A 22885-nucleotide genomic window follows, 5' to 3' on the forward strand; every position below is an offset into this window, starting at 1 on the left:
CGCCCCCAGGACCGGACCCCGCACACCTGGCAGCCCAACTCGCCCCGGACCGCTACGTGTCCCCCTCCAGCCGCTTCAGCCGAGATGCGTTCAGCCTCGCGGCCTGGCGTGTGAGGTGGTCACGTTCGGCGAGGTTGGGTGCCTTCCTGGCCGCCTCCGCGTACAGCCGTGCCGCCGTCGCCAGGTCGCCCGCGCGCTCGTGGAGATACGCCGCCACCGCGGTGTGGCGCGGCAGCGAGTCGTTCAGCTCCGCGAGCGCCGCCAGACCGGCGCGTGGTCCGTCGGCCTCGCCGACGGCCACTGCGCGGTTGAGCCGGACGACCGGGCTGTCCGTCAAGCGCGCGAGCTCGTCGTACCACTCGACGATCTGTACCCAGTCGGTCTCCTCGGCTGCCGGCGCGTCGGCATGGAGCGCCGCGATGGCGGCCTGGGCCTGGAACTCGCCCAGACGGTCGCGGGCAAGGGCCGCCTGGAGGATCACGACCCCCTCGGCGATCGACTCGGTGTCCCAGCGGGCGCGGTCCTGCTCGGCCAGCGGCACCAGGCTGCCGTCGGGCGCCGTGCGGGCGGCGCGCCGGGCGTGGTGGAGCAGCATGAGCGCGAGCAGCCCTCTCACCTCGGGGTGGTCGATCGCGGCCGCCAGCTGCCGGGTGAGGCGGATGGCCTCGGCGGCGAGGTCCACATCACCGGAGTAACCCTCGTTGAAGACCAGGTAGAGGACGCGCAGCACGGTGGCGACATCGCCGTGCCGGTCGAACCGCACGCCGGAAACGGTGCGCTTGGCCCGGCTGATGCGCTGCGCCATCGTCGCCTCGGGCACCAGGTAGGCCTGGGCGATCTGGCGGGTGGTGAGCCCTCCGACGGCGCGCAGGGTGAGCGCGACGGCGGAGGACGCCGTCAGCGACGGGTGGGCGCACAGGAAGTAGAGCTGGAGCGTGTCGTCGGCCGCGGGCACGGGGCCGGGCGCCGGTTCCTCGTCGACGAGGTCCTCACGCCGGCGGCGGGCGGCGTCCGACCGGGTCGCGTCGAGGAACTTGCGCCAGGCCACGGTGACCAGCCAGCCCTTCGGGTCCCGCGGCTGCTCGCCGGGCCAGACGCGGACCGCCTCGACCAGCGCGTCCTGCACGGCGTCCTCGGCCGCCGCGAAGTCGGCTCCGCGGCGGACGAGGATCGCGAGCACGCTCGGCGTGAGGCTCCGGATCAGGGCCTCGTTCACCTGAGAGGTCACGTGGGAGGTCACTCCGTGATGGTGGGCGGCTCGGTCAGGAACGGGCGCAGCTCGAGCCACTCGTGGATCGGCCTCCCGCCCGCCCCGGGGGCGGCCGACAGTTCCCCGGCCAGCTCGACGGCGCGCTCGTAGGTGTCGACGTCGATCACCATCCAGCCGGCGATGACGTCCTTGGTCTCGGCGAACGGTCCGTCGGTGACCGGCGGGCGCCCCTCACCGTCGTACCGCACCCACGCGCCTTCGGGTGCGAGCGCCTGGCCGTCGACGAACTCGCCGGTCTTCTCGAGCCGGTCCGCGAAGTCCCGCATGTACTGCATGTGCGCCGAGATCTCCTCGGGCGTCCACTTCTCCATCGGGACGTCGTTGACCGCGGCCGGAGCTCCCCGGTAGTGCTTCAGCAGCAGGTACTTGGCCATCGTGTTCTCCTCGGTGGTGGTGCGCCCCATTGTGGTCGCGTTCACCCCAGGGACGGAGCGGGCCACGGATTCTCGACATCGCGGCCGAGAATTCTTTTCTGCTTCTCGTGGGTGGGCCCGGTGAACGACGGCTCCCGTGCCCTGGGCCGATCCGACGCCGCCCGTCGGGTCAGTTGTTTCGCAGGGCGGCGAGGGTGGCGTTCAGGTCCGTGCGGTCCGTGCGGTTGTAGGGGAGCTTCCCGAGCAGGGTGGCCATGGCGCAGCTGTTGGAGAGCGCGGAGTAGACGAGGCCGGCGGCGATGCCTGCGGAGAGCAGCTGGAAGGCGGGGTGGATCACCAGGCCCAGGAGCAGGCCGAGGAGGACGACAGAACCTGCGGTCAGACGGACCTGGCGGTTCATGGCCCACTTCGGTGCCGCGGTGGCGGCGGGGCGCTGCAGGTCCCCTCCCGCCGAGACCCAGGCGGCGGTTCCGCCTTCGAGGTCGGCGGCGGGTATGCCGCTACGGGACAGGGTGACGCTCGCGTTCTGCGAGCGGGCGCCGGAAGCGCAGACCACGAGCAGGTCGCTGCGGTCGGCCACCTCGCGGAGGGTGGGCAGTGCGTGTTCGAGGTCGTCGAGAGGGATGTTGTGGGCGCCGGGCAGGTGTCCGCCGGCGTACTCGCCGGGGGTGCGTACGTCGATGACTACCAGGGTGTGCAGACGTTCCCGGACGGTGCCGGCGGTGAGGGTGGTCGTATTCATGGGTTTCTGTCCTTCGGTTCGGCGGGGCTGGGTCAGATGAGGCTGTCGAGGAGCATGAAGGCGGCAACGGCCAGCAGGACGTAGGCGAAGACGTGCTGCAGGCGGTTGCCGGAGATCTTCGCCGCGAGGCGCTTGCCGTCCCAGGCGCCGAGGATCGCGGCTGCGGTGAAGGGGGCGATGACGGCCCAGTCGAGGCCGTCGGCGGTGCCGGTGCGGGTGGCCAGTGCGGCGAGCGAATTGATGACGATGACCAGGAGGCTGGTGCCGACGGCGGTCTTCATTCGCAGGCCGAGGACGCCGACCAGGGCGGGTACGGCGAGGAACCCCCCGCCGACGCCGAGCACCCCCGTGACGGCGCCGAGCCCGGCTCCGGATCCTGCCGCTCTGGGCGGGCGCACGGGGCGGTCTTCCGCGGGACTGTCGTGTACGGCGTCGCCATCTGCGGGACTGCCTTGTACGGGGCCGTCTTGTGCTGGGCGGCCGGGACGGAGCATTCGCCAGGCGGCGAGTGCGGCTATCACCGAGAAGGCGATGGTCAGTGCGGTGGCGGGGATGTGGCCTGCCGCGAGGCCGCCGAGCATGGCGGGGCCGATGCCCGCGGCGGCGAACATCAGTCCGGACCGCCAGCGGACGTTGCCGTCCCGGGCGTGAGCGGCCAGTGAGCTGATGGATGTCAGGGTGACGATGATCAGGCTCGCGGTGGTGGCGGCGACGGGGGTGAAGCCGAGCAGGTAGATCAGTGCGGGCACGGCCAGGACGCTGCCGCCCCCGCCGAGTCCGCCCAGCGCCAGACCGACCACCGCGCCTGCCACCAGGGCAAGGATGAGCACGCTCATATGTGATCGGGACGGGGGTCGGGGCCGGCATCGGGACCGAGGCCGGGACGGGGGCTGAGGCCCGGACAGAAAAGGGACATGGCGGGACCAGGACTCCTACTGGTGTCGATCAAGGGGCTCAGGCGGCAGCGCGGACGGTCAGGCCGGCCTCTGCCGCCCGGTCGAAGCCGTCGTCGACGGCGACCACGTCGCGCCCGGCCGCGTCCAGCAGCGAGGCCGCGATCCCGGCCCGCATACCGCCGGCGCAGTGCACCCACACCTGCCCGGCGGGCACCTCGTCGATCCGCTGGTGCAGTGCGTGTACGGGAATGTGGACCGAGCCCTCGACGTACCCGTCGGCGCGCTCGGAGTCGCGGCGCACATCCAGGACCACCGGCGGCACCTCTGCCCGGGACAGCTCGGCGGCCAGGTCGGCGAAGGCGGCACGGCGGAACGACGCCGGGACCTCGCCGGGCCGCAGCCAGTCGGACGGGCTGCCGGTGGCGGCGGCCGCGGGGTGGTCGATCCCGACCCGGACCAGTTCACGCTGGGCGTCGGCGAGCTGCTGGGGCGTTTCGGCGAGCAGGGTGACGGGCTTGCCCCACGGGATCATCCACGCGAGGTAGGTGGCGATCTTGCCGTCGGCCTCGAAGTTGAACGAGCCCGCGACATGCCCCTGGGCGAACGCGACGCGGTTGCGCAGGTCCACGACCCATTCGCCGGCCGCGAGCCGCACACCGATCTCTGCGGCGTCCGCGCGCCGGGGGGCGGTCAGGTCGACGGGGTCCGGACCGGCGGAATTGGCCGGGCCCATGTGCGCGTAATAGGCGGGGACGTCCTCCAGGCCGGCGAGCAGACCGGCGACGAAGGAGTCGACGTCCTGGATCAGGGCCGCGTTCACGGCCTTCTCCCGGCCGATGGTGCTCGCCTCGCCCGCGGCCTGCCCGGAGGAACAGAAGCTGCCGAAGCCATGGGTGGGCAGGATCGAGGTGTCATCGGGCAGCTCGGTGGCGAGCCGGTGCGCGGAGGCGTGCTGGGCGCGGGCCAGGTTCTCCGTGAGGCGCGGTTCGACCAGGTCGGGGCGGCCCACGGTGCCCATGAGCAGGGATCCGCCGGTGAACGCGGCGACCGGCGTCCCGGCTTCCTCCAGGACGTACGCGGTGTGGTGCGGGGTATGGCCGGGGGTCGCCAGGGCCCGCAAGGACAGTTCCTCGTCGATCTCGATGACGTCGCCGTCGTGGACCGGAACACGGGAGAAGGCGACCTGCGCGGCGGCGGGCACCAGGTAGGCGGCGCCGGTGACCCGGGCCAGTTCCAGGCCGCCCGTCACGTAGTCGTTGTGGATGTGCGTCTCAACGACGTGCGTGATGCGCACGCCGCGGCGCGCGGCCGCCGCGATCACCTGGTCGATGTCACGCGGCGGATCGACCGCCACCGCGGCCCGGGCTCCCCCGGCCAGGTAGTGCCGATTGCCCAGACCCTCGATCTCGATGGTGTCGACGAAGAACATGTGCCGTTCACTTCCTCAGATGAATACCCCCCCGGGTATTGATGTCACCGTAACAGATTACCCCCGGGGGTATACTCGGAGGAGATTTCGCCCCGTTCATACGGACTCGGGGAGTACGGACACCGTGCCCCGGCCGCGAACGAGGCAGCGGGCAGACTGGACCACGCGCTCGTCCAACTCACCAAGGAGCCCAACGGATGACCCCGACCGTGCCGAACCCGGCCCCCAAGGACACTGCGACCACCGCTCACGACGAAGCCTCCGTGCGCGCCGTGCTCAACCGCCTGCGCCGCGCCCAGGGGCAGTTGGCAGGAGTCATCACGATGGTCGAGGAAGGCCGCGACTGCCGGGACGTCGTCACCCAGCTCGCCGCCGTGAGCCGCGCGCTGGACCGCGCCGGCTTCAAAATCATCGCGGGCCGGATGCGCGAGTGCCTGACCGCCACCGAGGACGGCGGCACCCCCGCCATGAACGAGGCCGAGCTGGAAAAACTCTTCCTCACGCTGGCCTGATCACAGCCCGGGGGGGTGGGACACCGCACCCCACCTCCAAAGGCCCCACGCAGGCGACGACACCACCCCCTGCGCGCACCGTGCCGCCCGTGCCCGCGGCGCGTCGGCGCACGCCGTACCGGGGCGGGACAGCCTGCGGAACTACTGTCGACCGCATGGACGGTGATCGCGGAACATGGCGTAAGTGTTCTCTTGCCGGCGCGGTGTTTGCCGTGTGTATGGCCGGGACCACCCTGCCGACCCCGCTCTACGGGCTCTACCAGGACAAGTTCGGGTTCTCCGAGCTGACGGTGACCGTCGTCTATGCGGTGTACGCCTTCGGGGTCATCGGTGTGCTGTTGCTGGCCGGCAACGCGTCAGACGCTGTCGGGCGGCGGCCGGTGCTGTTGTGGGGCCTGGGGTTCGCGGCTGCCAGCGCCGTCTGCTTCCTCAGCGCCACCGGACTGGAGTGGCTGTACGCGGGGCGGCTGCTCTCCGGATTCGCCGCCGGGCTGTTCACCGGGGCCGCCACCGTGTACGTGATCGAGCTGGCGCCGCACGGCGGCGTCCCCCGCGCCACGTTCGTGGCGACCGCCGCCAACATGGGCGGGCTGGGCTGCGGTCCGCTGCTCGCCGGACTGCTCGCCCAGTACGCCGCCTGGCCGCTGTACCTGCCCTTCGCCGTGCACCTCGCGCTGGTGGTCGCCTCGGCCGCCGTGCTGCTGTGGCTGCCGGAGACCGTGGCCGAGCGGCGGGCACTGAGTACCGTACGGCCGCAGCGGCCCAGCCTGCCCCCGCAGGTGCGGCCGGTGTTCGTGCCCGCCGCGATCGCCTCGTTCGTGGGGTTCGCGTTGTTCGGGGTGTTCACCTCGGTCAGTCCGGCGTTCCTCGCCGAGTCCCTGGACGTGGACAACCACGCCGTGAGCGGCCTGGTCGTCGCGCTCGCCTTCTTCTCCTCGACCGCGGGGCAACTGGCCGTCACCCGGGTCGGGATGGAGCGGTCACTGCCGCTGGGCTCCGCCGGACTCCTCGCCGGTCTGGCGCTGCTCGCGGGAGCGTTGCGATGGGACCTGATGCTCCTGGTGGTGCTGAGCGCGCTCGTCGGGGGTATCGGGCAGGGGCTGGCATTTCGTGCGGCGCTCGGCGCGGTGGCCGAGGCGTCTCCCCCGGACCATCGCGCGTCGGTGATCTCCACGCTGTTCGTGGTGGCGTACACGGGCATCTCCGTGCCGGTCATCGGTGTCGGACTGCTGACCGGGCCGATCGGCCTGGAAGGTGCCGGGCTCGTGTTCATCGCGGTCATGGCGGTCCTGGTGTCGACCGCGGGTGTCTACCTGGTCCGGCGGATGCGTCGTACGACACCTGAGCACGCGCGCCCTGCCCCGTAGCGTCTGCGCCCTGCGTGATGGGGCGGCAGCCGGCGCATCGAAGCCCCGCCCGCGTCGTTGATCAACCCATGAAGATCACCATCGCGCGGCGACAGCTGCGCCTCATGGCTGCAGCAGTCGCCGCCCTGGCACTGGGACTTACGGGCGCCGTAAGCGCGCCGGCCGCGAGCTCCGCCGCAGCTCATTGCCCCACGGCGGAACTCTTCGCCACCAACAACACCGCGGTCATCACTGACCCGAACGACCCCAGACTCCTCACCCGTCTCACACGCTTCGACCACGAAGTGCGCGGGATCATCCGCGCCAACGGGGCCACGCCCGTCGCCTCGACGCTCCTGGAGGGAGTCTTCTGGTCCGGCGATCTCAAGCAGGCCACCTATGAGCGCTCACGCGCGTTCGACATCAACAGGGTCGGCCGAGACGGGCTCCACCACATCGCCGGTGTCATCGCCAAGACGTACCGTCAGGAGTCCGTGCTCACCTTCCGCTGCCTGCCGCGCACGTCGCCGGAGACGGACGCACTCGAGATCGAGGCGCCCGGCGTCAGCGCGAACCGGCTGCACGACGAGCTGGTCGCGGACCCGGTGGCCCGCGACAAACTCGGCGGCGGCTCGGTCACCGTCGACGGCCGGCTCGTCCTCATCGCCCCGCTCGCCGACCTGCCACTGGCCCGGGAGTTCACCGCCAAGCTCGGTGTCGACTGGCAGGCGGCCCAAGTGCACTACGGCGACAGGGAATTCGTGAGCTGAATCAGGGGCGTGCCGACGCCCTCACCGCCTATGCGCCACCGACGTGCCCGTGCGGTCCCGCGGGGTGTCCGGCCGGACCGGGCGCCGGCCGGACACCACCGTGACCGTTGAGCGCAGCGGCCGCCTGGTACTGCGCCTCAGCGGCCACCAAGCGGGCCTCCGCCACGACGTCACCGCGTTCACGCACCAGGCTCTCGTAGACCGGCAGATGGTCGTTTCCGGTTGAGCTGTGATTCACAGGGCTGGTCCTTCTCGGTATCTGGGGCGGCCGTGCGGTAATACGGGCTCGATCGCGGTCACACGCGGTTGAGTCGCGCGGCGATCCCATGCCCGACCAGCAGGTAAATCACAGCCGGCAGACCGTAATTGAGGAGAACGCGAAGGCCTTCTGTGTCCATGGTGAAAACATCCTGTGACCACCAGGCCAGCCAGTCGGCCGCTCCGTGCACGAATCCGACGAAGACGTTGCCCTGGTTGGCCTCGAGCAGATAGAGCAGAATCCACAGACCCAGGAACACCGCGGCTATGTCAGCGATGCTGTGGATGACCAGCCCCGCCCGCCGGGCACCGCCCTCGCGCCGCTCAGGGCGCTGAGGTGGCTGTGGGGGCTGCTGGTACTGGTCGTAGGGGTGAGGCGGTCCGGCCATCGGGTCGTTATAGCTCACGGGAATCCAATCTGACGCGTCTCTCGCAGGCCGAGGCAGGGGCGGACATCACCTCTGGCTCTCTCAGGCAATCGCCTGCCGCACCACGCGCACAAGGCGTCGCGGGGGGCCTGTACAACTCTGCGTCACGCAACCTCCGTCGCGTTACTCGGCCATCGGAATATCCCAAATATGGTCAGGTGATCGGCAACTTGCCTAAATATGTGAGCCGGGGATCCATTTCACCGGCGAATACCCCGCGCCAGTGTGCCCATTTCGTGTGTTCCTCGTGATGCCTTCATGTGAATACCTCGCTTACTGTTCACGTTACGGGGTATGGCTAGATTCGGCGATCTTCTTCGAGGGCCAACTCATAAGCAGTACCAACCGTTTCGGCGCCCGTGAAGCCCCGCGTTTCCGCCGAGTCGGGGCACCCCTGACGCCGCAGGCAGCCGCCCTGTCCGTTGCGTGCCCGCGGGCCGCCGGGCGACGTCACCCGACGCTGCGGCGTGTGACGTAGTGCACCTGGATGTCTGGAGTGCAGAGGTGGCATGATCCGGGAGCGTGACGCCCCGCAACCCGACAGTTCGCCCATTCCGGGCGACGGAAGGACATGCGCATGTTCCGTAAGGTGCTCGTCGCCAACCGCGGAGAGATCGCGATCCGGGCGTTCCGCGCCGGCTTTGAGCTAGGGGCTCGAACCGTCGCGGTGTTCCCCCATGAGGACCGCAACTCCCTGCACCGGATGAAGGCGGACGAAGCCTACGAGATCGGCGAGGCCGGGCACCCCGTGCGGGCCTATCTCTCCGTCGAGGAGATCATCCGCGCCGCGCGCAGGGCAGGCGCCGACGCCATCTATCCCGGGTACGGCTTCCTTTCCGAGAACCCCGAACTGGCCCTCGCCTGCGAGCGTTCCGGCATCACGTTCGTCGGGCCGAGCGCGGAGACGCTCGAACTGACCGGGAACAAGGCACGTGCTGTGGCCGCGGCCCGCGCGGCCGGCGTCCCCGTCCTCGGCTCCTCGCAGCCCTCCACCGACGTCGACGAACTGGTCCGGGCCGCCGACGATCTCGGTTTCCCGCTCTTCGTGAAGGCCGTGGCCGGAGGCGGCGGACGCGGCATGCGACGCGTCGAGGACGCGGCGACGCTGCGCGAGTCGATCGAGGCGGCGGCCCGTGAGGCCGAGTCGGCGTTCGGCGACCCGACCGTCTTCCTGGAGAAGGCCGTTGTCGAGCCCCGGCACATCGAGGTGCAGATCCTCGCCGACGGCGAGGGCCGCGTCATCCATCTCTTCGAGCGCGACTGCTCCTTGCAGCGACGCCACCAGAAGGTGATCGAGCTGGCCCCCGCGCCGAACCTCGACCCCGAGGTACGCGAGCGGATCTGCGCCGACGCCGTGAAGTTCGCCCGGCAGATCGGCTACCGCAACGCGGGCACCGTCGAGTTCCTCCTCGACCCCGCCGGACAGCATGTGTTCATCGAGATGAATCCGCGGATCCAGGTCGAGCACACGGTGACCGAGGAAGTCACCGATGTGGACCTCGTCCAGGCGCAGCTGCGGATCGCCGCCGGTGAGACGCTGGACGACCTCGGCCTGTCCCAGGACACCGTCCGCCTCCGCGGCGCCGCGCTGCAGTGCCGGATCACCACCGAGGACCCGGCCAACGGTTTCCGCCCCGACACCGGCAAGATCAGCGCCTACCGTTCCCCGGGCGGCTCCGGCATCCGGCTGGACGGCGGCACCACCCACGCCGGTACGGAGATCAGCGCCCACTTCGACTCGATGCTGGTCAAACTCACGTGCCGGGGAAGGGACTTCGAGACGGCGGTCGGCCGGGCCCGGCGGGCCGTCGCCGAGTTCCGCATCCGTGGTGTGTCGACGAACATCCCCTTCCTCCAGGCCGTTCTCGACGATCCCGACTTCGCCGCCGGACGCATCACCACCTCGTTCATCGAGAAGCGGCCCCATCTGCTGACCGCTCGTCACTCGGCGGACCGCGGGTCGAAGTTGCTCACCTACCTCGCCGACGTCACGGTCAACAAGCCGCACGGCGAGCGGCCCCCGCTGATCGACGCGGCGACCAAGCTGCCGCGGCTGCCCGAAGGCGCACCGCCCGCCGGCTCCAAGCAGAAGCTGACCGAGCTCGGCCCCGAGGGCTTCGCCCGGTGGCTGCGCGCCTCGCCCACCATCGGTGTCACCGACACCACGTTCCGGGACGCGCATCAGTCGCTGCTCGCCACCCGGGTCCGCACCAAGGACCTGCTCGCCGCGGCGCCGGCCGTGGCGCAGACGGTTCCGCAGCTGCTCTCGCTGGAGTGCTGGGGCGGCGCGACCTACGACGTCGCGCTGCGCTTCCTCGCCGAGGACCCGTGGGACCGGCTCGCCGAACTGCGCGCGGCCGTGCCCAACATCTGCCTGCAGATGCTCCTGCGCGGCCGTAACACCGTCGGCTACACGCCGTACCCCACCGAGGTCACCAACGCCTTCGTGGAAGAGGCGGCCGCCACCGGCATCGACATCTTCCGGATCTTCGACGCCCTGAACGACGTGGGTCAGATGCGGCCCGCCATCGACGCCGTGCGTGAGACCGGCTCGGCGGTCGCGGAGGTCGCCCTGTGCTACACCTCCGACCTGTCCGACCCGTCGGAGAAGCTCTACACGCTCGACTACTACCTGCGTCTCGCGGAGCAGATCGTGGACGCGGGCGCCCATGTGCTCGCGGTCAAGGACATGGCGGGGCTGCTGCGCGCTCCCGCGGCGGCAAAGCTCGTCTCCGCGCTGCGCAGGGAGTTCGACCTGCCCGTGCACATCCACACGCACGACACCGCGGGCGGCCAGCTGGCCACCTATCTCGCGGCGATCCAGGCGGGCGCCGACGCGGTGGACGGAGCGGTGGCGTCGATGGCGGGCACCACCTCGCAGCCGTCGCTCTCGGCGATCGTCGCCGCCACCAACCACTCGGAACGGCCGACCGGTCTCGATCTTCAGGCGGTCTGCGATCTGGAGCCGTACTGGGAGAGCGTGCGCAAGATCTACGCGCCGTTCGAGGCGGGGCTGTCCTCACCGACCGGCCGCGTCTACCACCACGAGATCCCGGGCGGCCAGCTCTCCAATCTCCGGACGCAGGCCATCGCGCTCGGGCTCGGCGACCGGTTCGAGGACATCGAGGCGATGTACGCCGCCGCCGACCGGATCCTCGGCCACCTCGTGAAGGTCACCCCTTCGTCCAAGGTGGTCGGTGACCTCGCGCTGCACCTCGTGGGGGCCGGGGTGTCGCCCGAGGACTTCGAGGCCGAACCGAACTCGTTCGACCTCCCGTCCTCGGTCATCGGCTTCCTGCACGGCGAGCTGGGTCTGCCGCCCGGCGGGTGGCCGGAGCCGTTCCGCACCAAGGCGCTGCAGGGACGCGCGGGCCCCGAGCCGATGCGCGAGCTGTCCGCCGAGGAGCGCGCCGGCCTGGCGAAGGACCCGCGGGCGACGCTGAACCAACTGCTGTTCCCCGGCCCCACCAAGGAATTCGAGAACCACCGGCAGGCCTACGGCGACACCAGCGTGCTGGCGAGCAAGGACTTCTTCTACGGCATCAGCCCCGGGCGCGAGTACTCCGTGGACCTGGAACCCGGCGTCCGGCTGCTCATCGAGCTGGAGGCCATCGGCGAGGCGGACGAGCGCGGCGTGCGCACCGTGATGGCCACGCTGAACGGTCAACTGCGGCCGATCCAGGTACGGGACCACTCCGTGGCATCCGACGTCCCGGTGACCGAGAAGGCCGACAAAGCCAACTCGAACCACGTCGCCGCGCCGTTCGCGGGTGTCGTCACGCTGGCGGTGGCCGAGGGCGACACGGTGGAGGCCGGTGCGACGGTGGCCACGATCGAGGCGATGAAGATGGAGGCCTCCATCACGGCCCCGAAGGCCGGCACGGTGTCCCGGCGCGCCATCAACGCGATCCAGCAGGTGGAGGGCGGCGACCTGCTGATCGAACTCGCCTGACGCCCGGCGCCCGACCTGTGCGTCACTGAGAGATGCCGGGAGGGAGTTCCACTGCGGCACCGGCATCTCTCAAGGCGTGGGCCCCGGGCCGGTCGCACTGCGACCGGCCCGGGGCCCACGCGTCACTGGGTCGGGCGGTTTCGGCAGGGTCTTTACCCGTCACCGGCGTATGTAGGACAGCAACTGACCTCAATGCCTCATAACGTGTTTCTTGTCCGACGGAACAGAAACACGTGGAGGCGGAAACCATGGCTGCGAACGAGCTGGACACCCAAGACCTTGCAGGGGCACCGGCCGTCAGCGGCGAGCGAGCCGAGTGGCTGGAGGTGCTGGACAAGCACCGCAACTTCCTGCGCTTCACCACCCGTGACCTCACCGACGAGCAGGCCCGGAAGCGGACCACCACGAGCGCGCTCTGCCTGGGCGGTCTCATCAAGCACGTCACCGAGGTCGAGCGGAGCTGGGTCGACTTCATCCTCAACGGCCCCTCCCCCACGGCCGACTTCGCCGCCATGACCGAGGCCGACTGGGCCCGTCGCGAGGACGGGTTCCGGCTCCTGCCCGACGAGACGCTGGCCGGTGTGCTGGCCGCTTACGCCGAGGTGGCCCGCCGCACCGACGACGTGGTCGCCGATCTGCCCGACCTGGATGCCGCGTGGCCGCTGCCGAAGGCCCCGTGGTTCGAGCCGGGCGCTCAGTGGTCGACCCGCCGGGTCCTCATGCACATCGTCGCGGAGACCGCCCAGCACGCCGGCCACGCCGACATCATCCGGGAGTCCCTCGACGGGGCCAAGACGATGGGCTGACCGGCTGGACCGCTGGACTTCTAGTCCTTCGCGCCGGCCTCGAAGTAGCGGCGGGGTACGTCGACGAGCATGGTGTCGATCTGCTCCTTGGCGACCCCGCGCCGTTCGAGGTACGGCAGCACCTCGTCCGCGATGTGCAGGTAGTTCCACTGCGGCAGCAGCGGCATGACGGCCGGGTCGATCCAGTCGATGTAGCAGGAGGCGTCCTGCGAGAGCACCATCCGGTCGGCGTACCCGCGTCGGCACATCTCCACCACCGTCTCGGCCCGGGCCTCGAAGGTGGTCTCGAGGTTGATCCCGAACCGGTCCATCCCGAGTACGAACCCGGCTTCGGCCAGTTCGCCGAGGTGGTCCACGTCAGTGGTGTCGCCGCTGTGCCCGAGCACGACCCGGCCCGGGTCCACGCCCTCCTCGTCGCACAGCACACGCTTGACCTCCGACCCGGTGTGCGCCCCTGGGTGGGTGTGCACGGTGATCGGGGTGCCGGTGCGCAGATGCGCCCTGGCCACCGCACGCATGACCCGCTCCACACCCGGCGTGAGGCCCTGCCGGTCGATGGCGCACTTGAGCAGGCCGGCCTTGACGCCGGTGCCGGCGATGCCGTCCTCGATGTCGCCGACGAACATGTCCACCATCGGGTCCGGCACCTCCGTTCCCGCGGCCTCGTTCAACGCCGGACCGCGGTGGTGAAAGAAGAACGGCACCTCCTCGTACGTGTAACAGCCCGTCGCCACGACGATGTTGAGGTCGGGAAGCTGCTCGGCGACGCGCTGGATCCGTGGAATGTACCGGCCGAGGCCGATCACCGTCGGGTCGACGATGGTGCGGACGCCCTGGGCACTGAGCGCGCCGAGCTTGTCCACCGCGTCGGCGATCCGGGCGTCCTCGTCGCCCCACTCCCCCGGGTAGTTCTGCTGCACGTCCGGGGTCAGCACGAAGATGTGCTCGTGCATGTAGGTGCGCTCCAGCGCGGCCGAATCCACCGGCCCCCGGACGGTCTCCACCATGGCCATCAGCGCAGCTCCTTCTTGAGGATCTTCCCGGGTGGTCCCTTGCGGACCCAGGCATACCGTCCAGTCGGTAGGTGGTCAAGGGATTGCGCACGGGCGCCGGCGAACGCCCCTGGCCATGGATCCACCGAAGATCCTCCGGAGCAGCGACACACGGCTCAGTACGCGTACCGAGCCGCCGCCGGATCCGGCGGATCCGGCGGCGGCTCGTCAGTAGCGCTCGGCCGTGCCGAGGTACTGCTCGGCGAAGGCGGCCGCCGCGACCGGCGAGGTGAACAGGCGTCGCAGCCGGGCGAGCGTGGTACCGGTCCGGAACGGCTCCCCCGTGGCGGACCCGTGGTAGACCTCGGACAGCCACTGCGAGAACTCCTGGTAGTCCCACACGCGACGCAGGCAGGCCTCCGAATAGCCCTCCAGGCCTCCGCTGTTGCCGTCGGCTTCCTGCGTGAGGTGGGCGACCAGTGCGTCCCCGAGCCGGAAGGCGTCGTGGAGAGCGAGGTTCATGCCCTTCGCCGCGATCGGCGCCACGAGGTGGGCCGCGTCACCGGCCAGGAACAGGCGCCCGGAAGACATCGGCTCGACGACATAGTCGTGCATGTCGAGCATCCGCTTCTCGATCAGCCGCCCCTCGACCAACTCGGGGGCACCGTCCGCAGCGAGCCGCCGGCGCAGCTCGGCCCATACGCGCTCGTGCGACCAGTTCTCCGGGTCGTCGCCGGGCGCGCACTGGAGGTAGTAACGGGTCACCTCGGGACTGCGAGGCATCTGTCCGGCGAACCCGTCCTGATGGATACCGAAGAGCACACAGTCGGAGGAAGGCGGCGCCTCGGCCAGCAGGGACAGCCAACCTATGCCGTAGTCGTGGCGCGCGACCGGGAATCGATCGGCGGGCAGTGCGCGCCGAGTCACCCCACGCGCTCCGTCACACCCTGCGATGAAGTCGCAATGGACCAACTGCCGTTGACCGGAGAGGGGGCATGTGTACGAAACCGATGGCTGATCGGTGTCGATGTCGTGCACCTGCACGTCCCGGACGCCGAACCTGATGTCGCCGCCCCGCACGTCTGCGTACTCGCGCACCAGGTCCGCGACGAGCGACGGCTGCGGGTAGACGTAGTGGTGTCGCCCCGTCAATTCACTGTAGGAGAAGCGGTGTTGACGGCCGTCGAACCGGAACTCACACGCGGTGTGCCGCTGCGCCTTCCGCAGCAGGTTCTCGGCGAGACCCCGTTCCTCCAGGGCGCGAACCGCCCACTCTTCGATGACTCCGGCGCGCGGCCGCTGCTCGATGAACTCCCGCGTCTCGGTCTCGAGGACCACGCAGCCGACCCCGGCGCGTCTGAGGATGTTCGCGACGGTCAGCCCGGCGGGACCGGCGCCCACCACGACCACCGAAGCATGTTGTGGAGCAGGGGTATTGGGAAGCTGAAGAGGGTTCACGCCGGCATTATTCTGCACACGCCGGAGCTCGGTCACACCGGAGGTCGCATCGGACCACGACCGGAGGCGGGCCCTTCAGCCCGCGTCGGGAAAGATCGGCGGGAACAGCGCATCGGGCGCACGTCGGTGCAGATCGCGCTCCGTGTATGCCGAGCGCATGCGCTCGAAGAGCTCTTGCGCTCTGGCCCTCATGGACATCAGGTCGAGTCCCGGGATCATGCCGTCAGCCGCGACCGTCCGGCCGGCGACCACCGTCATGCTCACGTCGCGGGCCGAACCGGCCATCAGGAGTGTGCGCAGCGGATCGTCCACGACGCCCAGCCTGAAGTCTTTCAGGTCGAGCACGACGAGGTCGGCCTGTGCCCCCGTCGCCAGCCTTCCGATGTCGCAACGGCCCAGAGACGTAGCCGCGTTGAGCGTGGCGGACCGGAAGTAGTCGGCTGCGCGGCCCGCCTCCATCCGGCCGTCCACGACCTTGGCGATGTTGCCGCCCACATCCATGCCGCGGATCAGATCCGGCGGATAGCTGTCCGTGCCCAGGGCGATGGTGATTCCGGCATCGCGGTATCGGTCGAAGGACCTCAAGGCCATCCCGTAGCGCAGCGACGTCAGCGGGCAGTGCACGACGGTGACGCCGGCCTCGGCGAGTTTCTTGAGCTCGCGATCGGTGGGCGGCGAGCCGTTCGCCTCGTCCCCGCCGAAGATGGCATGCGGAATGAACAGGCGGCAGTCGAGCAGTCCCGTGCGTTCCAGGATCTCCAGCGGCGTCGCGTCGTACCGCTGTCGGAGGAGTTGCAGTTCCAGCGTTCCCTGCATGCTGTGGATCCGGACGGGCACGTCGTGTTCGCGGGCCAGCCGGGCGGTCGCGCGCAACAGGTCCATCGACATGGTCTCGATGCGGCAAGGGAGCAACGCCCCGTGAACCAGCGGGTTCGCCGTGTCGGCCGCGTACTCGAGGAAACGCCGCGCGTCGGCCAGGCCCTGCACACCGCGGTCGTGGTCCCAGAGCACGTCTCGCCGACCGCTGGTACGGACGAGGTTCACCCCGGACCGGTAGCTGGGGCCGGCGTAGGTGCGGATGCCGAGGCGCGAGGCCGCCTCGGCGATGGCGAGGGCGTCCTCATAGGTTTCGGCCCAGGAGCTGTGGACCTCCGAGGCGATGGGCATGGCCGTGGTGATGCCGTGCAGCAGCAGTTGGGCCAGTGCGTACTCGCGGATGAAGCGCCGTTCCTCAAGGGTGAACACGTCTCGTCGACGGGTGCCGAAATACTCCTCGGACCACTGGTGGCCCTCTTTGAGGCCGGGCTCGGCCCACGAGTCGAGGAGGGCGTGGTCGATGTCGGCCAAAGCGTCCAGGTCGATGAACCCGGGGCTGATCAAGGCTGCTCCCATGTCGAGCCGTAGGTCGGTCTCACCACGCCAGCCCGGGCCGACATGGATGATCCGGTCGTCCTCGTACACGACGTCCGCGTCCCGGTGGAGAACATGGTCGCCGTCTTCGAAGCCCAGAATCCACTGGGCGTGCAGAGCAGTTCTCACGATGGATCGTCCTGCCTTTCGACGGGTCGGCCTTTCGACAGGTAGGTCTTTCGACAGTCGGCACGGACCGCCGCGTCAGGCGGCGGATGGGAGTCGGCTTTGCGACCGGGCGCGCACTGTCGGCGGCCACAACGCTGTCCGCATTCGTGGCCGCCGACGGTGCTGTGGCTTACACGACGGTCGTCGTGCGGGTGCCGAGGTCCGCGAGGGTGGCCCGCAGGTGGTCGGCGCTGCGCTTGACGAACTCTTCGCCGTCGTAGGGTTCGGAGCGGAACTGCTCGATGGTGGGGACCTCGCCCCGTTCCGCACGTTCGGCGTACCGCCGGGCCGCCCGGAGCAGTTCCTGCTTCTCGGCATCGACGAGGTCGGGGTGGAGCTCCAGCCAGGTGTCGTCGGACAGCCCGATGGGAACCGCGAGTGTCGGCCCGGCGGGTTCGATCGAGGCGCACAGGTCCGGGTTCTCCGCGCCCAGCGCTTCCAGCACTCCGGCCCAGTCCATGACTCCGAGTCCGCACGGGGAGAAGGTGCGGGTCAGTCCGTAGTCGGTGAGTGCGAGGATCGAGTCGCGCAGATGCGTGGCCCGCACGTAGGGGGCGACACGCCGTGCGGCCGCCACGGGCTCCTCGCCACGTACCAGCACGTTGGCCGAGTCGAAGGTGATGCCGAGCGCGTCGGGGCCCACTGCTTCGACGAGGCGGACGACCTCGGTGCTGGTGATCTCCTCGTGAGTCTCGATGTTGAGGTGACAGTCGTACTCGCGCGCGGCGGGGGCCAACTGTCGCAGGAACTTCTCGATGGCCACCAGCTGGTCCGGCCAGGGCGCATCGGTGCGGAACCGGTCGATTGCGTAGTAGCCGGGCAGATCCGGCTTGTAGCTGCCGCAGGCCACCCAGAGCTCACCGCAGTCGGCGCCCTCCCGGCACGCCTCGATCATCTTGAGCATGCCGCGGGTGTAGTCGCCGTCGCCCAGAACGCGGATCTCGGGCGCTTCCGCGGCGGCGTAGGGATTGACCTTGGCGAGTCCCATCTGGAGGTACAGGCCGAGGCGATCGGCGTGCTGGCGCAGTTCCCTGAGCACGCCGCGGTCGAGGGTGGGGGTGATGTCGAGCACGGTGCGGAAGTAGACGCCTTCCATACCGAGGCTCTGTGCGTGGTCGAGGATCTCCAGAGGCGTGCGCTCGCCGGCTCCGGGGATCTTGCGGCCATCTACACCGATCTTCATGTCTGCTCCTTTGGTGCCGTCGTCACCGACGGCTCGGGTGCTTGCAGTCGCGTGGGAAAGGGGAGGTCCGGCCTGCCGCGGCGCGACGGTCACCGTCCCCACTCGGAGAAGGGCAGGTTCGGCGCGTATCCGAAGTGCTTGACGTCCGGGCTGACGACGGCGGTGAACCGGGCCCGGTAGAGAATGACGGTCGGAGACTGCTGCAGCCATGTGCGGACCAGGTCGTCCAGGATGGGCTGCTGCTGGGCGACGTCGGCCGTGTTGTCGAGCTTGTGCAGCAGCGGTGTGGTGCCCGGGATGCAGATGTGCTGGTTGTTGAACGGGCTGCCGCAGGTCATCTTCTTGCGCAGCTCGTAGCTGCCGATCGGAGTGCTGTTCTCGAAGAGAAGGGCCGCCTGGTACTTGCCGTCGTTGAAGAGCGTGGAGAAGTCCGTAGGGGGCTTGGCCGCAATGGTGACCTTGACCCCGATGGCCTGCCATGCGGACTGCAGCAGGGTGGCGACGTCGGAGACCCCCGGCGCCGTCGGGTTGACCATCAGTTCCAGTGTCGGGGACTTCACTCCGGAAGCGGCCAGAAGCTGTTTCGCCTTGTTCGGGTCGTAGGGGCGTGGGGGTTCCAACCCCGCTTTGTACCCGGCCATCCCCGGCACGACGGGGCCGTAGTAGGAGTCGCCGTAGCCGTAGGCGACCTTGTTGATGATGTCCTGGTAGGGGACCGCGTAGGTGAGGGCCTCACGGAACTTGGCGTTGCCGGTCACCTTGCCCCGGTAGTTCATCGAGACGGCCACCGGGGTGGCGCTGGCCGCGGTGACGACCTTGCAGCAGGAAGCCTTCTTGCTCAGTTGGCTCACGCTCTGCGGGGGCAGCCCGAGGGTCACGTCGGCCTGACGGCTCTCGGCCTGCACCAGCAGGCTGGACACCGACGAGACGAAGTTGACCCGCACGACGGGCTCGATCGCCGGTTTCCCGTAGTAGTTGGGGTTGCGTTTGAGGATGGCGTGGTTGTTCGGCAGGTACTCGGCGAGGACGTAGGGGCCGCTGCTGCCGGCGGTATGGCTCTGGAGCCATTTGTTGGGGGTGTTGGGCTGCACTCCGCCGTGGGCTTCGACCTCTTTCGGGTCGTAGATCGAGCCCCTGCTCTGGGCGAGGCTGTACAGGATCGCCGGGTACGGCTGACGCAGCCGTACGACCACGGTGGTGCTGTCGGGTGCGTCGACGCCGACGATCAGCGGCGGCTTCGTCATGCCCAGTTGCATCGAGAGTGAGCCGCAGGCACCCATCGTCAGCGTTCGGTCGATCGAGTACTTGACGGCGGCGGCGTCCAGCGGGTCGCCGTCGGCGAACTTCTCTCCGGGCCGGAGCTTGAAGGTGTACGTCTTGCCACCGTCCGAGACCTTCCAGCCGGTGGCCAGATCGGGCTCGACCTTGCTGGGGTCGGGGTTGGCCGTGGTGAAGCCGTCCTGGTCCGCGGTGGTCGACGGCTTGACCAGGCGCCCGTAGAAGTTGGCGGCGAGGCTGTTGTCGTCACCGGGGCAGGCGAAAGCGGGGTCGAGACTGCTGATGCTGCTGGCCCAGTTCACGGTGAACGGCCGGTTGGTGGTTCCGACCGAGCCGGGCTGATCCGGGACGCTGCAGGCGGCAAGGGCGGCGGTCAGGGCGGCGAGCCCCACGGCGAGGACGGTGCGCCGACCGGCGGGCCGGCGTCGTGATGTGTGACGCGGCATCAGTGTTCCTCTCTCAGATGCTGCCTGGGGTGGTGGACAGGGGCACGGCCACCGACGCGCGCATCTCGCCGGGGAAGTGGCAGGCGGCCAGATGGCCTTCGGTGACCTCGCGCAGGACCGGGCGGGTGGCGGCGCACTCGGGACGCCGGCGGCCGACGGGGCAGCGCTGCCGCAAGGGACATCCCTGGTCGGTCCGCCCTCCGCCGACGGCGGGCATGTCCTGGAAAGCGGTGCGCCGGGCTTCCATCACGTCGGGATCCGGCACGGGCGCTGCCATCAGCAAGGTGACCGTGTAGGGGTGCAGAGGGTTCTCGAAGAGCTCATGGGAGTTCGCCAACTCGACGATCTCTCCCAGGTACATGACCGCGATCCGGTGGCAGAGGTACTGGGCGAGGTCGTGGACGATGAACAGATACGTCAGGTTCAGCTCCTGCTGCAACGAGGTGAGCAGGTTGAGCACCTGGGCCTGCACCGACACGTCCAGTGCGGTGACCGGCTCGTCCAGGGCCACGAGCTCCGGCTGGAGCACGAGGGCCCGCGCGATGGCGATGCGCTGGCGCTGGCCGCCGGAGAAGGCGTGCGCGTTGCGTTCCGCCTGCTCGGCCGACAGACCGACCCGCTCCAGCATCTGCAGGGCCCGTGCCCGGCGGGTCTCCTTGTCGCGCTCGCCGTGCACCAGGAGGGGCTCCTCGACGAGTTCACACACCGAGAAGCGGGGGTCGAGGGACCCGTAGGGGTCCTGGAAGACCATCTGCATCCGGGCGCGCAGGCGTCGGAGGTCGGCTCGGGGCAGGCCGCGCACGTCGATGCCGTCGAAACGGACGGAGCCGGAGTCGGGCTCGATCAGTCGCAACAGGCAGGAGGCCGCGGTGGACTTGCCCGACCCGGACTCCCCGACCAGCCCGACGGTCTCCCCGCGCATGATGTCGAAGGAGACGTTGCGCAACGCGGTCACCTCCGGTCGGCGGCGCATGCGCAGGCCGGCGCCCTTGGCCCGATAGGACTTCGACAGGTCGCGCACTTCGAGCAGGGGTCGTTCGGGCTCCGCTGGTTTCGCCGGCTCCGTGGTCACTTGGTCTCCTCCAGATCGTGAGCGCCCGCGAAGTGGCACTTGGCGAGCTGCCGGCCGTCAGGGGTGGTCACCTCGATGAGGTCCGGCTCGGTGCTTCGACACCGGGAGTTGCCCTTGCCCAGAGGGCAGCGAGGTTCGAAAGAGCAGCCGTGGATCGGCTTGGTGGGGTCCGGAAGGGCTCCGGGGATGGTGGAGAGCAGGCCCTGCTGTCGGCGGTCCGTGCGCAGCACGCACTTGAGGAGCTCGCGCGAGTAGGGATGCGCGGCCGAGCGGAACAGCTCCGCGCTGTGGCTCTCCTCGATCAGTTGCCCGGCGTACATCACTTTGACGCTGTCGCAGAAGCCGGCGACGATCCCGAGGTTGTGCGTGATCATCATGAGCGCCGCACCGCGGTCGGTGACCAGGCGGTCGAGCAGCTCCAGCACCTGGGCCTGGGTGGTGACGTCGAGCGCCGTTGTGGGCTCGTCGGCGATGACGAGCTCGGGTGAGTTCGCCAGCGCCATGGCGATCAGAACGCGCTGGCGCATGCCGCCCGAGTACTGGTGCGGGTAGTCGGACAGCCGGTTCGCGGCGTCGACGACCCCGACCTCTCCGAGGAGGTCCGCGGCCTGTCGCCGGGCGATCCGCCTGCTCACCGACTGGTGGGCCCGGATGCTCTCCACGAGTTGGGCGCCGATGGTGCGGATGGGATCGAAGGCGCTCATCGGGTCCTGGAACACCAGGGAAATGCGCCGTCCACGCACCCGGGACATCTCCTTGTCCGACAAGCCTCGCAGGTTCTGGCCGTCGAGCAGGATCTCGCCGCTGCTCACCCGCCCTGGCGGCTGGATGAGGCCGACGACGGACATGGCCATGGCCGACTTGCCCGAGCCCGACTCCCCCACGATGGCGAGTCGCTGGCGGCGGCGGATCGAGAAACTCACATCGCGGACGGCTGCGACCCGTCCCGTCGGGGTGACGAACTCGGTCCGCAGACCTCGGACGTCCAGCAGCGTCTCCGACGCGGTGTGCGGCTGTTCGCGCCCTGGCACGGTCGTCGTGCTCGCACTGGTTTCCTTCACGTCCTTCATGTCACTTCACTCCTGCGCGGATGCGAGGGTCGACGGCCATGTAGACGATGTCGGCGAGGAGGCTCACGCACACGTAGAGCACGGCGCTGAGCAGGATGACGCCCTGGACCACCGAGAAGTCCTTCTGGAGGATCGAGTCCACGGTCAGCGAGCCGATGCCTGGCCACCCGAAGACCTTCTCCACCAGCACGCTGCCGGTGAGGAGTTCGGCGAGCAGCATGGAGGTGGCCGCCACCAGCGATAGCATGGAGTTCGGCACCGCGTGGCGCAGGAAGACCGATCCCCTGGTGATGCCGCGGCTTCGCGCCACCGTGATGAACGGCTCCCGCAGTGTGTTGCGCAGTTGGGAGCGGAACAGCCTGCTGAGGAAGGCGAAGGGGCCGACCGCGATGATGAGCGCGGGCAGGACCAGGTGCCATGCGGCGTCCAGGAAGGTGCCGAACTGCCCGGCCATGAGCGCGTCCACGGTGTAGAGGCCGGTGACACCGGGCGGTGGCGGGATCTCGGGGGAAAGGCGCCCTTCGGGCCCGGGAAAGACACCGAACTTGACGGAGAGCAGAAGGATGGCCACCAGCGCCAGCCAGAAGGGCGGCGATCCCATCGCCAGGGAGGACGCCGAGCGCAGCGCGATGTCGGCTCCGCGTTTCCTGGTGTACACCGCGACGGCGGCGGAGACGGTGGCCAGGAGGACGGCGCTGACCACGCCGGCGATGCCCAGTTCCATGGTCGCCGGCAGGCGCGTGCGAACCAGGTCGGTGACCGGCTGCCCGTTGCTGTAGGAGAATCCGAGGTGTCCCTGCGCGAAGCCGGCGAGGTAGTGCCAGAACTGCGCGGGGAGGGACTGGTTCAGTCCCATGGAAGCTCGGAGCTTGTCGATGGTGGCGGCGTCGGCGAGCTCTCCGCCGATCAGACGCGCTGGATCGCCGGGGAGCTTCCGCAGGAGGAAGAACGAGAAGACCGAGGCTCCGAGGACGGTGGCGGCAGCCACGCCGAGACGTTTCGCTATCACATTGAGCATGTGCGAC

General features: G+C 69.6%; 20 protein-coding genes. 5 read left to right on the top strand and 15 right to left on the bottom strand.

The window, feature by feature from the left end:
• Positions 1–52: 52 nt before the first annotated feature.
• The 5 genes from LGI35_RS04950 to LGI35_RS04970 form a co-directional block, all read right to left on the bottom strand.
• The gene (locus tag LGI35_RS04950) at positions 53–1216 is read right to left on the bottom strand and encodes an RNA polymerase sigma factor (RefSeq protein WP_227300200.1); all 1164 of its coding nucleotides are present in this window, start codon (positions 1214–1216) and stop codon (positions 53–55) included.
• A 20-nt stretch (positions 1217–1236) separates the two neighbouring features.
• Positions 1237–1644 (bottom strand): YciI family protein, encoded by a 408-nt coding sequence (locus tag LGI35_RS04955; protein WP_227300201.1) that lies wholly within the window; start codon positions 1642–1644, stop codon positions 1237–1239.
• A 169-nt stretch (positions 1645–1813) separates the two neighbouring features.
• Complete coding sequence (locus LGI35_RS04960; protein ID WP_227292677.1) at positions 1814–2386, bottom strand: rhodanese-like domain-containing protein; 573 nt, start codon at positions 2384–2386, stop codon at positions 1814–1816.
• 32 nt (positions 2387–2418) lie between these two features.
• Positions 2419–3222 carry a sulfite exporter TauE/SafE family protein gene (locus LGI35_RS04965; protein ID WP_227292678.1) on the bottom strand — a complete coding sequence of 268 codons (804 nt, stop codon included), beginning with the start codon at positions 3220–3222 and terminating at the stop codon, positions 2419–2421.
• A gap of 118 nt (positions 3223–3340) precedes the next feature.
• The gene (locus LGI35_RS04970) at positions 3341–4711 is read right to left on the bottom strand and encodes an MBL fold metallo-hydrolase (protein WP_227292679.1); all 1371 of its coding nucleotides are present in this window, start codon (positions 4709–4711) and stop codon (positions 3341–3343) included.
• Positions 4712–4908: 197 nt separating this feature from the next.
• Between LGI35_RS04970 and LGI35_RS04975 the strand changes: the two genes are divergently transcribed.
• The 3 genes from LGI35_RS04975 to LGI35_RS04985 all read left to right on the top strand — a co-directional run bounded on the left by LGI35_RS04975 (position 4909) and on the right by LGI35_RS04985 (position 7339).
• Positions 4909–5223: a metal-sensitive transcriptional regulator gene (locus LGI35_RS04975; protein ID WP_227292680.1), complete on the top strand. Its 315-nt coding sequence runs from the start codon at positions 4909–4911 to the stop codon at positions 5221–5223.
• Between the two features lie 155 nt (positions 5224–5378).
• Positions 5379–6590, top strand: a complete 1212-nt coding sequence (locus LGI35_RS04980; protein WP_227292681.1) for an MFS transporter — start codon at positions 5379–5381, stop codon at positions 6588–6590.
• Between the two features lie 68 nt (positions 6591–6658).
• Positions 6659–7339 carry a hypothetical protein gene (locus tag LGI35_RS04985; protein WP_227292682.1) on the top strand — a complete coding sequence of 227 codons (681 nt, stop codon included), beginning with the start codon at positions 6659–6661 and terminating at the stop codon, positions 7337–7339.
• Between the two features lie 28 nt (positions 7340–7367).
• Here the strand turns inward: LGI35_RS04985 and LGI35_RS04990 are convergent, their stop codons facing one another.
• A complete protein-coding gene (locus LGI35_RS04990) occupies positions 7368–7577 on the bottom strand; it encodes a hypothetical protein (RefSeq protein ID WP_227292683.1) in 210 nt (69 codons plus the stop codon).
• 58 nt (positions 7578–7635) lie between these two features.
• On the bottom strand, positions 7636–7986 hold the full coding sequence (locus tag LGI35_RS04995) for a hypothetical protein (protein WP_376229958.1): 351 nt from the start codon (positions 7984–7986) through the stop codon (positions 7636–7638).
• A 616-nt stretch (positions 7987–8602) separates the two neighbouring features.
• Here LGI35_RS04995 and LGI35_RS05000 point away from each other — a divergent pair.
• Together LGI35_RS05000 and LGI35_RS05005 are read left to right on the top strand one after the other, a co-directional pair.
• A complete protein-coding gene (locus LGI35_RS05000; protein WP_227292685.1) occupies positions 8603–11977 on the top strand; it encodes a pyruvate carboxylase in 3375 nt (1124 codons plus the stop codon).
• Between the two features lie 248 nt (positions 11978–12225).
• Complete coding sequence (locus tag LGI35_RS05005; protein WP_227292686.1) at positions 12226–12783, top strand: DinB family protein; 558 nt, start codon at positions 12226–12228, stop codon at positions 12781–12783.
• A 20-nt stretch (positions 12784–12803) separates the two neighbouring features.
• Here the strand turns inward: LGI35_RS05005 and LGI35_RS05010 are convergent, their stop codons facing one another.
• The 8 genes from LGI35_RS05010 to LGI35_RS05045 form a co-directional block, all read right to left on the bottom strand.
• The gene (locus LGI35_RS05010; protein WP_227292687.1) at positions 12804–13796 is read right to left on the bottom strand and encodes a phosphotriesterase family protein; all 993 of its coding nucleotides are present in this window, start codon (positions 13794–13796) and stop codon (positions 12804–12806) included.
• Between the two features lie 207 nt (positions 13797–14003).
• Positions 14004–15185: a 4-hydroxybenzoate 3-monooxygenase gene (locus tag LGI35_RS05015; RefSeq protein WP_227292688.1), complete on the bottom strand. Its 1182-nt coding sequence runs from the start codon at positions 15183–15185 to the stop codon at positions 14004–14006.
• A 123-nt stretch (positions 15186–15308) separates the two neighbouring features.
• Positions 15309–16772, bottom strand: a complete 1464-nt coding sequence (locus LGI35_RS05020) for a chlorohydrolase family protein (RefSeq protein ID WP_227292689.1) — start codon at positions 16770–16772, stop codon at positions 15309–15311.
• A gap of 169 nt (positions 16773–16941) precedes the next feature.
• On the bottom strand, positions 16942–17994 hold the full coding sequence (locus LGI35_RS05025) for a sugar phosphate isomerase/epimerase family protein (RefSeq protein WP_227292690.1): 1053 nt from the start codon (positions 17992–17994) through the stop codon (positions 16942–16944).
• Between the two features lie 89 nt (positions 17995–18083).
• On the bottom strand, positions 18084–19718 hold the full coding sequence (locus LGI35_RS05030) for an ABC transporter substrate-binding protein (RefSeq protein WP_227292691.1): 1635 nt from the start codon (positions 19716–19718) through the stop codon (positions 18084–18086).
• Positions 19719–19731: 13 nt separating this feature from the next.
• Entirely contained in the window at positions 19732–20790 is a 1059-nt protein-coding gene (locus tag LGI35_RS05035) for an ABC transporter ATP-binding protein (RefSeq protein ID WP_227292692.1), read from the bottom strand.
• Entirely contained in the window at positions 20787–21860 is a 1074-nt protein-coding gene (locus tag LGI35_RS05040) for an ABC transporter ATP-binding protein (RefSeq protein ID WP_227292693.1), read from the bottom strand. Before LGI35_RS05040 ends, LGI35_RS05035 begins: the two co-directional genes overlap by 4 nt.
• Before the next feature lies 1 nt (position 21861).
• Complete coding sequence (locus LGI35_RS05045; RefSeq protein ID WP_227292694.1) at positions 21862–22878, bottom strand: ABC transporter permease; 1017 nt, start codon at positions 22876–22878, stop codon at positions 21862–21864.
• Positions 22879–22885 lie beyond the last annotated feature (7 nt).

It is taken from the genome of Streptomyces longhuiensis (genome assembly GCF_020616555.1).
Classification (GTDB): domain Bacteria; phylum Actinomycetota; class Actinomycetes; order Streptomycetales; family Streptomycetaceae; genus Streptomyces; species Streptomyces longhuiensis.

Coding starts and splice junctions, on each gene's coding strand:
- LGI35_RS04965 (WP_227292678.1), bottom strand. CDS start 3,222: ATGAGCGTGCTCATCCTTGCCCTGGTGGCAGGCGCGGTGGTCGGTCTG.
- LGI35_RS04970 (WP_227292679.1), bottom strand. CDS start 4,711: ATGTTCTTCGTCGACACCATCGAGATCGAGGGTCTGGGCAATCGGCAC.
- LGI35_RS04960 (WP_227292677.1), bottom strand. CDS start 2,386: ATGAATACGACCACCCTCACCGCCGGCACCGTCCGGGAACGTCTGCAC.
- LGI35_RS05045 (WP_227292694.1), bottom strand. CDS start 22,878: ATGCTCAATGTGATAGCGAAACGTCTCGGCGTGGCTGCCGCCACCGTC.
- LGI35_RS04980 (WP_227292681.1), top strand. CDS start 5,379: ATGGACGGTGATCGCGGAACATGGCGTAAGTGTTCTCTTGCCGGCGCG.
- LGI35_RS05000 (WP_227292685.1), top strand. CDS start 8,603: ATGTTCCGTAAGGTGCTCGTCGCCAACCGCGGAGAGATCGCGATCCGG.
- LGI35_RS05010 (WP_227292687.1), bottom strand. CDS start 13,796: ATGGCCATGGTGGAGACCGTCCGGGGGCCGGTGGATTCGGCCGCGCTG.
- LGI35_RS04985 (WP_227292682.1), top strand. CDS start 6,659: ATGAAGATCACCATCGCGCGGCGACAGCTGCGCCTCATGGCTGCAGCA.
- LGI35_RS05025 (WP_227292690.1), bottom strand. CDS start 17,994: ATGAAGATCGGTGTAGATGGCCGCAAGATCCCCGGAGCCGGCGAGCGC.
- LGI35_RS05030 (WP_227292691.1), bottom strand. CDS start 19,718: ATGCCGCGTCACACATCACGACGCCGGCCCGCCGGTCGGCGCACCGTC.
- LGI35_RS05005 (WP_227292686.1), top strand. CDS start 12,226: ATGGCTGCGAACGAGCTGGACACCCAAGACCTTGCAGGGGCACCGGCC.
- LGI35_RS04975 (WP_227292680.1), top strand. CDS start 4,909: ATGACCCCGACCGTGCCGAACCCGGCCCCCAAGGACACTGCGACCACC.
- LGI35_RS04955 (WP_227300201.1), bottom strand. CDS start 1,644: ATGGCCAAGTACCTGCTGCTGAAGCACTACCGGGGAGCTCCGGCCGCG.
- LGI35_RS04995 (WP_376229958.1), bottom strand. CDS start 7,986: ATGGCCGGACCGCCTCACCCCTACGACCAGTACCAGCAGCCCCCACAG.
- LGI35_RS05040 (WP_227292693.1), bottom strand. CDS start 21,860: ATGAAGGACGTGAAGGAAACCAGTGCGAGCACGACGACCGTGCCAGGG.